At 63.2% G+C, this 13,858-nt stretch carries 11 protein-coding genes; 1 reads left to right on the forward strand and 10 read right to left on the reverse strand.

The window, feature by feature from the left end; all coding sequences use genetic code 11:
• Window positions 1–86 precede the first annotated feature (86 nt).
• The 10 genes from G486_RS0103060 to G486_RS0103110 form a co-directional block, all read right to left on the reverse strand.
• The gene (locus tag G486_RS0103060) at window positions 87–1,100 is read right to left on the reverse strand and encodes a porin (RefSeq protein ID WP_027014203.1); all 1,014 of its coding nucleotides are present in this window, start codon (window positions 1,098–1,100) and stop codon (window positions 87–89) included.
• A gap of 295 nt (window positions 1,101–1,395) precedes the next feature.
• Window positions 1,396–2,412 carry a porin gene (locus G486_RS0103065; protein ID WP_027014204.1) on the reverse strand — a complete coding sequence of 339 codons (1,017 nt, stop codon included), beginning with the start codon at window positions 2,410–2,412 and terminating at the stop codon, window positions 1,396–1,398.
• A 230-nt stretch (window positions 2,413–2,642) separates the two neighbouring features.
• On the reverse strand, window positions 2,643–4,328 hold the full coding sequence (locus G486_RS0103070; RefSeq protein WP_027014205.1) for an MFS transporter: 1,686 nt from the start codon (window positions 4,326–4,328) through the stop codon (window positions 2,643–2,645).
• Between the two features lie 393 nt (window positions 4,329–4,721).
• A complete protein-coding gene (locus G486_RS0103075) occupies window positions 4,722–5,357 on the reverse strand; it encodes a 2-hydroxychromene-2-carboxylate isomerase (protein ID WP_027014206.1) in 636 nt (211 codons plus the stop codon).
• A gap of 22 nt (window positions 5,358–5,379) precedes the next feature.
• Window positions 5,380–5,643 (reverse strand): DUF1289 domain-containing protein, encoded by a 264-nt coding sequence (locus tag G486_RS0103080; protein WP_027014207.1) that lies wholly within the window; start codon window positions 5,641–5,643, stop codon window positions 5,380–5,382.
• Entirely contained in the window at window positions 5,640–6,143 is a 504-nt protein-coding gene (locus G486_RS0103085; RefSeq protein ID WP_027014208.1) for a YbaK/EbsC family protein, read from the reverse strand. Before G486_RS0103085 ends, G486_RS0103080 begins: the two co-directional genes overlap by 4 nt.
• A 143-nt stretch (window positions 6,144–6,286) precedes the next feature.
• Complete coding sequence (locus tag G486_RS0103090) at window positions 6,287–7,210, reverse strand: hydroxymethylglutaryl-CoA lyase (RefSeq protein WP_027014209.1); 924 nt, start codon at window positions 7,208–7,210, stop codon at window positions 6,287–6,289.
• Window positions 7,211–7,447: 237 nt separating this feature from the next.
• A complete protein-coding gene (locus tag G486_RS0103100; protein ID WP_027014210.1) occupies window positions 7,448–9,454 on the reverse strand; it encodes an acetyl/propionyl/methylcrotonyl-CoA carboxylase subunit alpha in 2,007 nt (668 codons plus the stop codon).
• 140 nt (window positions 9,455–9,594) lie between these two features.
• On the reverse strand, window positions 9,595–10,380 hold the full coding sequence (locus tag G486_RS0103105) for an enoyl-CoA hydratase/isomerase family protein (protein ID WP_027014211.1): 786 nt from the start codon (window positions 10,378–10,380) through the stop codon (window positions 9,595–9,597).
• Between the two features lie 37 nt (window positions 10,381–10,417).
• Window positions 10,418–12,025: a carboxyl transferase domain-containing protein gene (locus G486_RS0103110; RefSeq protein ID WP_027014212.1), complete on the reverse strand. Its 1,608-nt coding sequence runs from the start codon at window positions 12,023–12,025 to the stop codon at window positions 10,418–10,420.
• A 92-nt stretch (window positions 12,026–12,117) separates the two neighbouring features.
• Here G486_RS0103110 and G486_RS0103115 point away from each other — a divergent pair, with 92 nt between their 5' ends.
• Window positions 12,118–13,851 (forward strand): Na+/H+ antiporter, encoded by a 1,734-nt coding sequence (locus G486_RS0103115; RefSeq protein ID WP_027014213.1) that lies wholly within the window; start codon window positions 12,118–12,120, stop codon window positions 13,849–13,851.
• Window positions 13,852–13,858 lie beyond the last annotated feature (7 nt).

Consider the following 13,858-nt stretch of genomic DNA (forward strand, 5'->3'; position numbering starts at 1 on the left):
GTACAAAACAAAAACCCGCAGGCTGTGCTGCGGGTTTTTCGAGATGGCTCAGTCAAGCCGGTCTGATGCGGCTCAGGCCGCCGTCATCAGAAGTTGTGGCGCACGCCCACGGCGAAGGAGCTGAAGTCGTCGCCAGCCTTGCCGGTCATGTAGGCCGATCCGGCCTTGTTGTCCACCTTGGTGTAGTAGCCATACACCTTGGTGCGCTTGCTCAGGTTGTAGTTGTAGCCCAGGGTCCACTGCTTGGCGGAAGAGTCGCTCACATTGCTCCACTTGTCGGCATAGCCCACGTTGGCATGGAACTCGGAAGCACCCAGGGTGTACATGCCCGACAGACGGTAGTTGTTGCGGTTGCCGTCCATCCAGCCCAGACGCTGGGAAACCTGGTGGCTGCGCTGGTAGTAGCCGCCCAAGGTGAACTGACCGAAGGTGTAGAGTCCGCGCAGCGATGCCTGCCAGTCATCACCCACGGCGCTGTAGCCGGCGCCCAGGCTCAGAGGGCCCATATCGTAAGTCGCGGCCAGGTCGTAGCCGTTCTTCTGATAGGTGGTGGGGGTCTTCTCGTGCATGGACACCGAAGCATTGATCACCAGACCGCCCATGTTGGGGGTGCGATAGCCGATCTTGTTCTGCGTGCTCAGGCCGCCGAACCAGATCGGGTCCTGGTACAGGGCGTCAGCGGAAGAGCCGGTGTCATGGTTGTGCATGCTCACGGCGTCGGCCGATGCGAAGTAGGACTCGGGGATGAAGTTGCCCAGACGCAGCATACCGAAGTTGCTCGACAGGTTCACTTCGCTCTGACGAGCAAACGACATGCCGGCACCCGTACCGTGGGTCCATGCAGAGCCCATGCCGGTATCGGAGTTGAAGCCGCTTTCCAGCACGAAGCCGGCCTTCAGACCGCTGCCCAGATCTTCCACACCGCGAATGCCCCAGCGCGAAGAATTGTTCTCCATGGAGGTGCGGTTGACATCACCGGTCTTCTGACGCTCCACCGTCGTGTTGAGACGACCATAGATCGTCACGCTGCTCTGAGCCATCACTGTGGTTGCACCCAACACAGCCAGCACGGCCACAGCAACGCGGTTCATCTTCATCATTTGGGAATCTCCTCAGCTTACACGGCCCGGCATATACCACGCCAAAGTTACAATAGGTTCTAGTGGATTCTATGTGTAAGCTATTGAAGACACCCAGGCTTTGGCCGTGGATTTTTGACATTTGACGTATTAACACAACAAGCACCTCCCAAGCCGGAATGCCTTCCGTTCGGCGAGGATCCCTGGGCCAGATCAGGAAGCTGCTTGCCAGAATTCAAGAACAAAGCCCCGCAGCCTTGAATGCTGCGGGGCTTTGTTTTGGAGGGTTCTGGCGCGTCAGCAGCCTTCTTTGGGGTCAGAAGTTGTGGCGCACGCCCAGGGCAAAGGAAGAGAAGTTCTGTCCGGCGCCGCCACTGGCCGTGGCATCGTAGCCGTAGCTGGCATTGCCGTCGTTATTGATGCGCGTGTAGTAGCCGTAGACCTTGGTGCGCTTGCTCAGGTTGTAGTTGTAACCCAGCGTCCACTGCGTGGCGCCGGAGTCGCTAAGCTTGCTCCACTTGTTCGCCCGGCCCACATTCGCATGGAATTCGGATGCGCCCAGCACATACATGCCCGACAGGCGGAAGTTGTTGCGCGATCCGAGCAGATCATCGTCATTGCGCTGGTAATAGCCGCCGACCGTGAACTGTCCCAGGGTGTAGGCTGCGCGCAAGGCAGCCTGCCAGTTGTTGTTCCAGTAGCTGTAGCCACCGCCTAGCGCCAGGGGGCCGGCGTTGTAGTTGGCAGCCAGGTCGTAGCCGTTCTTGTTGTTCGTGCCGGCCGTCTTCTCGTGCAGCGACATCGAGCCTTCGGCCGAGAAACCGCCAAAGGTGGGCGCCGAATAGCCAATCCTGTTCTTGGTTCCAAGACCTCCTGCGCCGTATTGGCTGGCAACACCGGCGCCCATCCAGTTCGGATCCACGTACAGGGCGTCCGAGGAAGGGCCTGTGTCATGGTTGTGCATGCTCACATAGTCCGGAATTGCAAAGTAGGAGCCGGGGAAGTAATTGCCCAGCCGCAGCATGCCGAAGCCCCCCTCCAGGTTGACCTCGCTTTGGCGGCCAAAGAAGGTGGCATCTGCGGCCCCGGTGTCGGACGAAAAACCGCTTTCCAGCACAAACCCTGCCTTGAGTCCATCGCCCAGGTCTTCGGTCCCGCGAACGCCCCAGCGCGAAGCATTGTTCTGCATGACGGTGTTGGAGACATCCCCGAGCTTCTGGCGCTCCACCGTCGTATTGATACGGCCGTACAGCGTGACGCTGCTTTGCGCCATTGCTGCGCCAGCCCCAAAAACTGCAAGAGCGGCCAGCACGAGGCGATTCATCTTGGGCATTCTGGATTCCCTTCAATTTCAAAACGATTTACGATTTAGCACGCCGATCAGCGACAAGCGGCCCTGGAAAATTGTAGGGCCGCCTCTGCTACAAGAAAGAATAATGCAGCACATAAATTGAATACGATGCTTTGCGACAACAGTATTAAAATTTACAAAGCTTACATATAAATAAAGCCCGCCCTGCAATCAACAGGGCGGGCTTTATTATTTAAATAGCAGAAATATTTTCAGTCGTCAGCGTAAATATCCCTATCCTTGGTTTCCGGGAGAAACAAAGTACCTATCACGGCCGTGGCACCTGCAATCACGATCGGATACCAGAGTCCGCTATACATATTTCCGGTTTGCGCCACGATGGCAAACGACATGGTCGGCAGCAGCCCGCCAAACCAGCCATTGCCGATGTGATAGGGCAGACTCATCGAGGTATAGCGAATGCGCGTGGGGAACAGCTCCACCAGCATGGCCGCGATGGGGCCATAAACCATGGTCACAAGCAACACCAGATACGCGAGTATGGCGACCATCATGATCTTGTTCATCTTCGCGGGGTCTGCCTTGGCCGGATAGCCATCCTTGGTCAGCTCGTCGGCCACGGCCTGCTTGAAGGCCGCTTCCTTGACCTTGGCCTCGTCGGGGCTCAGCCCCTTGAGCGACAGCGAGGGAATCTCCGTGCTGCCGATGCGCACCACGGCCTGGGTGCCTGCGGCAGCCTCTTCTGCGTCATAGCTGACCGAACCCGCAGCCAGCACCTGCTTGGCCACGTCGCAGGAGCTCGTGAACTTGGTCGTGCCCGTGGGATTGAACTGGAACGAGCACTCTGCAGGGTCGGCCACGATCACCACCTTGTTCTTCGCCTGGGCGGCGGCCAGATCGGGGTTGGCGGCCTCGGTCAGTGCCTTGAACACGGGGAAATACGTCACCACGGCGAGCACGCAGCCCAGCATGATGATGGGCTTGCGGCCGATCTTGTCCGACAGCGTGCCGAAGATCACGAAGAAGGGCGTGGCGATCAGCAGTGCGGCCGCGATCATGAGGTTGGCCGTGACCGCATCCACCTTGAGCTGCTGGGTCAGGAAGAACAGCGAATAGAACTGGCCCGTATACCAGACCACGGCCTGGCCGGCCGTGAGGCCCAGCAGCGCCAGAATCACGACCTTCAGGTTTTTCCACTGGCCAAAGGACTCGGACAGAGGGGCCTTGGAGACCTTGCCCTCGGCCTTCATCTTCTGGAAAGCCGGGGACTCGGACAGCGTCATGCGGATCCACACCGAGACCCCGAGCAGCAGGATGGAGACCAGGAAGGGAATGCGCCAGCCCCAGTCCACAAAAGCCTCTTCGCCCAGCGAAGTGCGCACGCCCAGAATCACCAGCAGGGACATGAACAGGCCCAGCGTGGCCGTGGTCTGAATCCACGAGGTATAGGCTCCGCGCTTGCCGTCGGGCGCATGCTCGGCCACATAGGTGGCAGCGCCGCCGTACTCGCCGCCCAGCGCCAGGCCCTGCAGCATGCGCAGGCCGATGAGGATCACCGGAGCGGCCACGCCAATGCTCGCATATGTGGGCAGCACACCGACGATGAAGGTGGACAGGCCCATGATCAGAATCGTCACCAGAAAGGTGTACTTGCGGCCGATCATGTCGCCCAGGCGGCCGAACACCAAGGCGCCAAACGGACGAACAATGAAGCCGGCGGCAAAGGCCAGCAAGGCAAAGATAAAGGCCGAGCCCGCATCCAGGCCACTGAAGAACTGCTTGGCAATAATGGCCGCAAGCGATCCGTACAGATAAAAGTCATACCACTCGAATACCGTTCCCAGGGAGGACGCAAAAATCACCTTGCGTTCTTCCGGGCTCATCGGCCTTGGCGTGGGCTTGATGCCACCCACTCCTGCTGCAGCGTTGATAGCCATAACTGTCTCCTGGATTGATTTATTGCTTGGGCCGACCTGGCAAAGGGCCTGCAATTCAACTATCCGCCTCGCCGCTGACTCCGATCTGACGCTTGCATTACATAAAATTACGCCGACCTGAATGGATTCTTACAAACCGATCGGATAACACCAAAACCCCTGATTCAATGCACAAAAAACCCGTAAAAACCCTTGAACATCAAGCCTTGAAAGCCTCATACAAGCGCTTTGACGATATTCATCAAATCCAATAAAAAAATCACGCAAACCCCAGACAAACCATTATTCAAGCCATCGCCGGTTTGTGATTTGCGCTGAAACTCCATCATTCGCGATTCCGCAAAAAAACGGCCCTGCAATACAGCAGGGCCGGCTTTCGGACAAAGGCGCAACTCAGGGCTTGATGCCTGCCTGCACCTCGCTTGCGAGCTCCCAGGCCTGCCCGAACCAGGCATCGCCTTGCAGATAGGCTCGCAGCATGGGAAGGCTGTCCAGGCCCCAGAACAGACGGCCGTCGACTTCCCAGGCGGGCACGCCAAAGACCTGGTGCGCGGCTGCGGCGTCGGTGTTCTCGCGCAGCAGACGCTTGGCCTGCTCCTGCGCGTTCTCGCGCAGTTGGGGAGCCAGCGCAGAACGCAGGGCTTCAAGCCGCTCCGGGTCGAGCGCATCACCCCCGCCCAGCCACACATGGCGCAGCAGGGTTTCGGCCACGAAGCGGTTGATGGTGCCATCGTCGCTGCATTCCAGCGCCAGGCGCAGCAAGGGCAAGGGGTTGAACGGGTGCTGGGCCGGCATTTGCAGGCCGCAGCCCAGCGAATGGCCGAGCCAGCTCACATGGCGGTAAGTCCATTCGCGCTTGCCCGGAATGCCGGCCGGCCCCGGGTTCGCGTTTTTCTGGAGCAGGGCCCCCAGCAGCACGGGCCGGTATTGCATGTGGTAGCTCAGGCCCTGCAAGGCCTGGGGCAACTGGTCAAATGCCAGCCACGCATAGGGCGAGACAAAGTCCAGATAGAACGTCACCTGTTTCATGCAATCTCCTGGTTGTTGTGATTCACGCCTCGGGCATGGCCAGCCCCGCGCGGCTCAGAAGCCGCTGCCAGGTCGCGCGCCGAACCTCGTTGTCCGCGGCCGACCAGGCGCGGATTTCCTCTATCGTGCGAAAGCAGCCCTGGCAATGGCTGCGGTCCGCCGTCATGCGGCAGACCGAGATGCAGGGCGAAGCCAGGGGTTGCTCGTCCACGCCGGCCGCAGTGCCTGCGGCCCGCAGCACGAGCTGTGCCCTGGCCTGGAGCAAATCCAGCGGTGTGGTGCTCATGGCTTGTCCTCCTGCACCACGTCGTGCCAGGGAGCATCGGTCAAGGCCTGCAGGGCAGTGGGCGTGGCTTCGAACACCGCATGCGGATGGCCGGCTGCAGCCCAGACCACGTCGAAGCGCTGCAGCTCGCGGTCCATGAGCGTCACGGGCGCGGCCGCATGGGCCACGGGGCTTACGCCGCCAATCGAAAAACCCGTCTGCGCCTTCACAAAGTCGGCATCGGCGCGGCCCACGGGGCCGACCAGCGCCGCGACCTTTTTCTCGTCCACGCGCCTGTCACCCGAAGTCACGACCAGCACCGCCAGTCCATCGCTCTTGCGCCTGAAGATGATGCTCTTGGCCACCTGGCCTACGAGAATGCCCAACTGATCTGCGGCCTCCTGGGCCGTGCGCGCCGCACCATCGAGCATACGCGGCGCGGTGCCATGGCCGGCCTGCTGCAGGAAGGCGGCCACGCGCTGCACGCCTTCGGGCAATGAATGAAGTTCTGAACCACACATAGCTTGTTCCACGGCGCCCCGCGCCTGCTGTCTCCCAAGGCCCGGCATGGCTGGCATGCGGGCTCGAACCCGCGATCATGCCCCAGCTTTGAAAACCGGTGTGGCCCAGGGCCCGAAGAGAGCGCAGAAAGCCGCGCAGCCGCTCAGGGGGCGGCTCTTTTCGCAAGAATGGCCCGCGCCACGCGCGACTGCGAGGGTCGGCCCAGATGTTCGCTGATGAACTGGCCCGCATCGATGAGTGCGTCCAGATCGATCCCCGTGTCTATGCCCATGCCATGCAGCATGTAGACCACATCCTCGGTGGCCACATTGCCCGTGGCGCCCTTGGCATACGGGCAGCCGCCCAGACCTGCGACCGAGGTGTCGAACTGCCATACGCCCATGGCCAGGGCCGCCAGCGTATTCGCCAGGGCCTGGCCGTAGGTATCGTGAAAGTGGCCCGACACGTTGTCGATGTCGTAATGCGCGAGCGTCGCCTCGATGGCGCGGCGCACGGCAATCGGCGTGCCCACGCCTATGGTGTCGGCCACGCCCACATGCTGCACGCCGATGCTCTTCATCAGGCCCGCCAGATAGCCCACGCGCTCGGGCGCGATCTCGCCTTCGTAGGGACAGCCCACGGTACAGCTCATGGCGCCGCGCACATGGATGCCCTTGGCGCGCGCAGCTTCGACCACGGGCGCAAAGCGTTCGATGCTCTCGGCGATGGAGCAGTTGATGTTCTTCTGGCTGAAGGCCTCGCTGGCCGCACCAAAGACCACGATCTCGTCGGGCCACTGTTCGCCGGGCGCGGCCAGGGCCGCTTCCAGCCCCTTCATGTTCGGCGTGAGCACGCTGTAGCGCACGCCGGGACGGCGCACCAGGCCGGCCATGACTTCGGCGTTGTCGGCCATCTGCGGCACCCACTTGGGGCTGACGAAGCTGGTGACCTCGATTTCCTTGAGGCCGGCCTGCTGCAGCATGTGCACCAGGGCAATCTTGACGGCCGCAGGCACGGGCTGTTTTTCATTTTGCAGGCCGTCGCGCGGGCCTACATCGACAAGCTTTACATACTGGGGATAGCTCATGTCTGCTCCTGGATCTTTGCAGGCTTTTTATCAATATCCGGGCCACACCTGCCTGCGCACGCGAATTGTCCGACTCCGGCCCGGGGCTGACCCAGCCGGAGCACGGGACAAGGCAGCAGCCCTGTTTCCGCTATGGAAAAGTGTGCTGCTAGCGCTTGATATCAAACGAATTCAAGCTCTTTTCATACTGAAATGGCTTGAATGCATGCGCTACCAGCTCCTTTTTCAATAGTCGCCTCAGGCCTGGATGCGCAGCAGCTCGGCCCCTTCGGCCACCTGGTCGCCGGCCGCATAGAGCAGCTCGGTGACTTCGCCATCGGCCGGTGCGGCAATGGTGTGCTCCATCTTCATGGCCTCCATCACGGCCAGGGGCTGACCCTTGCTGACCTTGTCTCCGGCCTTGACCGCGAACGACACCAGCTTGCCCGGCATGGGGGCCGTGAGGCGCCCGCCTTCGGACTGGGCATCGCCCGCATGGGCCAGCGCATCGGCCAGGCTCAGCACGGCGGCTCCGGCCTGGGCGAACACATGGTAGTGCTCGCCCCGCACATGGACCTGGGCCACCAGGCGCTGGCCCGCAAAGTGCAGCACCAGGGCGCCATCCTCGCGCAGCTGCCATTCGAGACCGCCCAGCTCATCACCCACGGCCAGCTCCAGGCCGCCCTGGTGCAGATAGCGCAGCCGCGCCTCCAGGGGCTGATCACCACTCTGGAACTGCCACAGGCGCAGGCTTTCGCCATGCGAGCGCCAGCCATCGCGGCGGCTGAACGGATCGGCGGTTTCCAGGGAGCGCTCGCCCTCCAGGGCACGCGCCACGGCAGCGGCCACGGCCAGGCCCAGGGCCAGCGGCTGCTGGTGGAACAGGCCGTCCTTTTCGCGCTCGATCAGCGCCGTATCCAGCTGGGCCGTGGCAAAGGCCTGGCTGCGAATCACCTGGCGCAGAAACTGCACATTGGTGGACAGGCCCACGATGTGCGTCTGCTGCAAGGCCTCGTCCAGCCGCGCCAGCGCCTGCTCGCGCGTCTCGCCGCGCACGATGAGCTTGGCGATCATGGAATCGTAGAAGGGGCTGATGGCATCGCCCTCGCGCACGCCGTCGTCCACGCGCACCGCACCGATTTCAAAGCTGGTGCAAGCCGGCTTGCGGTAGACATGCAAGGAGCCGGTGGCGGGCAGAAAGCCGTTGTCGGGGTTTTCGGCGCAGATGCGGGCCTCGATCGCGTGGCCTTGAATGCGCAGTTCCGATTGCTGTTTTGGCAGAGGTTTGCCGGCAGCCACCTGCAGCTGCCAGGCCACCAGGTCTTCGCCGGTGATGGCCTCGGTCACGGGGTGCTCCACCTGCAGGCGGGTGTTCATTTCCATGAAGTAGAACTTCATCTGCTCGGGGGCCTCATAGCCCCCGGGCTGCTCGACGATGAATTCCACCGTGCCCGCGCCCACATAGTGCACGGCCTTGGCCGCGGCCACGGCGGCCTCGCCCATTTGCTTGCGCAAGGCCTCGGTCATGCCGGGGGCCGGGGCTTCTTCCAGCACCTTCTGGTGACGGCGCTGGACCGAGCAGTCGCGCTCGAACAGGTAGACGCAATTGCCCTGGGTGTCGCCAAACACCTGGATCTCGATATGGCGCGGGCGCAGCACGTATTTCTCGATCAGCACGGCATCGTTGCCAAAGCTGTTGATGGCCTCGCGCTGGCAGCTGGCCAGGGCAGCGGCAAAGTCTTCGCTTTTTTCCACCAGGCGCATGCCCTTGCCACCGCCGCCGGCGCTGGCCTTGATGAGCACCGGGTAGCCGATGCGGTCGGCCTCGCGCTGCAGCAGCTCGGGGTTCTGGTCGGCACCGTGGTAGCCGGGCACCAGGGGCACGCCAGCCTTTTCCATGAGTTGCTTGGACTCGGCCTTCAGGCCCATGGCGCGAATCGCACTGGCTGGAGGACCGATGAAGACCAGGCCGGCTTGAGCGCAGGCATTGGCAAAGTCTTCGTTTTCCGACAGAAAGCCATAGCCGGGGTGAATGGCCTCGGCACCGGTTTGCTTGGCCGCTTCCAGAATGCGCTCCCAGCGCAGATAGCTGTCCTTGGGCGCGCTGCCCCCGATGTGCACGGCCTCGTCGCAGGCCGTCACATGCTTGGCATTCGCATCGGCATCGGAATACACGGCCACGGTGCGCACGCCCATGCGGCGGGCGGTGGCGGCCACACGGCAGGCGATTTCACCACGGTTGGCAATCAGTATTTTTTTGAACATGTGAAATCTCTGTCAGGTTATCAAAGCTCAACCGCTTATCCATCAAGCGCTTGCAGCTATATTTATTGGAGCAAACAACAAACCGGTGGCCCCGCGCCACAGGCGTCAGGCAAGGGCCCGCCGCCCCGGCGCTGCATACTTCAAGAGGTTACCCAGCCCGGCTTGCGCTTTTGCAGAAAGGCCTGCACGCCCTCCTTGCCCTCGGCGCTGGCGCGGATGTCGGCAATGCCTTCGACGGTGGCGGCTATCAGCTGCTCGTTGATCTCGCGCTCGGCCACGTCCATGACCAGGCGCTTGCAGGCGCGCACCGCATCCGGGCCTGCGCTGACCAGGTGCTTGAGCAGGCCGTCCACGGCCGAGTCCAGATCGTCGGGTTCGACCACGCGGTGCACAAAGCCTATGCGCAAGGCCTCGGCGGCGTCGAAGCGCTCGCCGGTCAGAAAGTAGCGGTGGGCCGCACGCGCGCCCATGGCCCGGATCACATAGGGGCTGATGGTCGCGGGGATCAGGCCGATCTTGACTTCGGAAAGGCAAAAGCCCGCATTGCTGGAGGTCACGGCCATGTCGCAGGCCGCAACCAGCCCCATGCCGCCCGCGTACACATCGCCCTGCACGCGCGCTATCGTGGGCTGGGGGCACTCGTAGATCACGCGCAGCATCTCGGCCAGCAGGCCTGCGTCCTCGCGGTTCTCATCGCGCGAATAATCGGCCATGCGGCGCATCCAGTTGAGGTTGGCGCCCGCGCAAAAGGCCGGGCCTTCGGCGGCCAGCACCACGGCGCGTACATCGCTGCGCTCGGCCACGGTACGGAAGGCGCGCGTGATCTCGGCAATCACCTCGTCGCTGAACGCGTTGCGCACCTCGGGCTGGCTCAGCGTGATCGTGGCCACGCCGGCGTTGACGGCAAGAGTCAGGGCTAGGGTCATCACAGTCTCCTGGTTGAAGGGCTTGCACGCATCCGGCTTACATGCGGAACACGCCGAACTTGGTGTCCTCGATCGGCGCATTGCGCGTGGCCGCCAGGCCCAGGGCCAGCACGCGGCGCGTATCGGCCGGGTCGATCACGCCATCGTCCCACAGGCGGGCACTCGCGTAATAGGGGTGGCCCTGGTCCTCGTATTGCTGGCGGATCGGCGCCTTGAAGGCCTCCTCCTCCTCGGCCGACCAGTTGCCGCCCCGGGCCTCTATGCCGTCGCGCTTGACCGTGGCCAGCACGCTGGCCGCCTGCTCGCCGCCCATGACGGAGATGCGCGCGTTCGGCCACATCCACAGAAAGCGCGGCGAGTAGGCACGGCCGCACATGCCGTAGTTGCCCGCGCCAAAACTGCCGCCAATGATGATGGTGAACTTGGGCACCGCGGCCGTGGCCACGGCCGTGACCAGCTTGGCACCATGGCGCGCAATGCCTTCGTTCTCGTACTTGCGGCCCACCATGAAACCCGTGATGTTCTGCAGGAACACCAGCGGAATCTTGCGCTGGCAGCACAGCTCGATGAAGTGGGCGCCCTTGACGGCCGACTCGCTGAACAAAATACCGTTGTTGGCAATGATGCCGACCTGCATGCCTTCGATGCGCGCAAAACCGCAGACCAGGGTGGCGCCAAAGCGCGCCTTGAATTCGTCGAACTGGCTGCCGTCCACGATGCGCGCAATGATTTCGCGCACATCGAAGGGCTTGCGCGTGTCCACAGGAATCACGCCGTAGAGCTCCTGGGCATCGAACAGCGGTGCTTCGGGCCTGGCATCGCCCGCATGGGCCGGTTTTTGGTGGTTGAGGTTGGCCACGGCCTGGCGCGCCAGGGCCAGCGCATGGGTGTCATTCTGGGCCAGGTGATCGGCCACGCCCGACAGGCGCGTATGCACATCGCCGCCGCCCAGGTCCTCGCTGCTCACCACCTCGCCGGTCGCCGCCTTGACCAGGGGCGGGCCGCCGAGAAAGATCGTGCCCTGGTTCTTCACGATGATGGACTCGTCGCTCATGGCCGGCACATAGGCGCCGCCGGCCGTGCACGAGCCCATGACCACGGCGATCTGGGCAATGCCGGCCGCGCTCATGTTCGCCTGGTTGAAGAAGATGCGGCCGAAGTGGTCGCGGTCGGGGAACACATCGTCCTGGTTGGGCAGGTTGGCGCCGCCCGAGTCCACGAGATAGACGCAGGGCAGGCGGTTTTGCGCGGCGATCTCCTGGGCACGCAAATGCTTTTTCACCGTCATCGGGTAGTAGGTTCCACCCTTCACGGTGGCGTCGTTGCACACCACCATGCAGTCCACGCCGGCCACGCGGCCCACGCCCGCAATCATGCCCGCGCCCGGGGCATCGTTGTTGTACATGTTGAGCGCGGCCAGCGGCGCGAGCTCCAGGAACGGCGTGCCCGGATCGAGCAGCAGGGCCACGCGCTCGCGCGGCAGCAGCTTGCCGCGCGCCACATGCTTGGCGCGCGCGGCCTCGCCGCCGCCCTGGGCGATTTCGGCCAGGCGCGTGTTCAAGTCCTCGACCACGGCGCGCATGGCTGCGGCATTGGCCAGAAAGTCCGCCGAGCGCGGGTTGAGTTGGGTTGCAAGAATGCTCATGCTGGGCCTCTTTTTTCGTTTTTCCGTGCGAAAAACTTGGTTTTTGTTACAGACTTCGGAGATACAAGGACATCGAGTAAGGACAATGCCGCATGCACACCGTTGAAATCGTTTTGCTGGTCCTGCTGCTGGGCTCGCTCACGGGCATTGCGGCCCGCTATGTGCGCGCAATTCCCTTGCCGCTGATACAGATAGCGCTGGGCGCGCTCATGGCATGGCCTCAAAAAGGCCTGCACATTGCGTTCGATCCCGAGCTGTTTTTGCTGCTCTTCATACCGCCGCTGCTGTTCGCCGACGGCTGGCGCATTCCCAAGCGCGAATTCTTCGCGCTGCACCGCCCGATTCTGCTCCTGGCCCTGGGCCTGGTGCTGTTCACGGTGCTGGGCCTGGGCTGGCTGATCCACTGGCTGATTCCGGGCATGCCGCTGACCGTGGCCTTTGCGCTGGCCGCCGTGGTCTCGCCCACGGACGCCGTGGCCGTCTCCGCCATCACCCGCAACCTGGGCATGCCCGAGAAGACCATGCACATCCTGGAGGGCGAGTCCCTGCTCAACGATGCATCGGGTCTGGTGGCGCTCAAGTTCGCAATCGTGGCCACGCTCACGGGCCTGTTCTCCTGGACCGAGGTCGCCAAGGAATTCATGTGGATGGCCCTGGGCGGTCTGGGCGTGGGCGCACTGCTGGGCTGGGGCTTTGCCCATGGCCGCAGCACGATCACGCGCCGCCTGGGTGACGTGGCAGCCACGCAGATGGTGCTGCTGCTGGCCCTGCTGCCGTTTGCGGCCTATATCGTGGGCGAGAAGATCGGTGTCTCGGGCATTCTGGCGGCCGTGGCGGCCGGCATCACCACCAACTTCGCGGATCTGGAGCGCAGCAGCTACGTGAGCGAGCGCATGCAGACCGAGGGCACCTGGAGCCTGATCGAGGCCTCGTTCAACGGCGCCATCTTCCTGCTGCTGGGCCTGCAGCTGCCATCCATCATTGGCGTGAACCTGCACGACGCGGGCGACCAGTGGTGGATGCTGATCCTGTATGTGGTGCTGGTCTCCAGCGCGCTGCTGCTCATGCGCTGGATCTGGCTGACGCTGGGCGTGCAAGGCTCGCTGGCCCGCGCCCACCATCAGGGCAAGATGGCCGAGCGTCCCTCGCACCTGCTGAACCTGCTCACCACCATGGCCGGCATTCGCGGCGCCGTGACGCTCGCCGGCGCCTTGTCCGTGCCCATGCTGCTGAACAACGGCCAGCCGTTTCCGGGCCGCAACATGCTGATCTTTCTGGCCACGGGCACCATCTTGTTCACCCTGGTCCTGGGCTCGATCTCCCTGCCCCTGATACTGCGCCGCCTGCCACCGCCCGGCGAATCGCCCACGGTGCGCGAGGAGCGTCTGGCGCGCTCCGAAGCCTGCCATGCGGCCATGCGCGGCCTGACGCTCAGCGACGAGGAAATCCACAGCAACACCGCCGAATGGGTGCACATGCACCAGGAGGTCATGGGCCACCTGACCCAGGAATACCGCAACCGCGCCCAGCTGCTCGACGACGGCAGCGGCACGGCCCTGAGCATCGAGGCCCAGCGCGAAGCGCCCGAAGTCGTGCGCCAGCGCAAGCTGCGCTATGTGCTGGAGCTGGAACTGAGGCTGCGCTGCATCCACCTGGAGCGCGACACGCTGTATGCCGAGCGCCAGGCCCATCGCATCAACGACGAATCCCTGCGCCATCTGGTCAGCGAACTCGACATGCAGGAGATCGCACTGCGCAAGCGCCTCACGGTGGCGCGCCGCGCGGCCGCCATGACGGACGAAGAGGCCCGGACGGTCGAGCATTGATCTTCCC

It is taken from the genome of Comamonas composti DSM 21721 (genome assembly GCF_000429845.1).
Classification (GTDB): Bacteria; Pseudomonadota; Gammaproteobacteria; order Burkholderiales; family Burkholderiaceae_C; genus Comamonas; species Comamonas composti.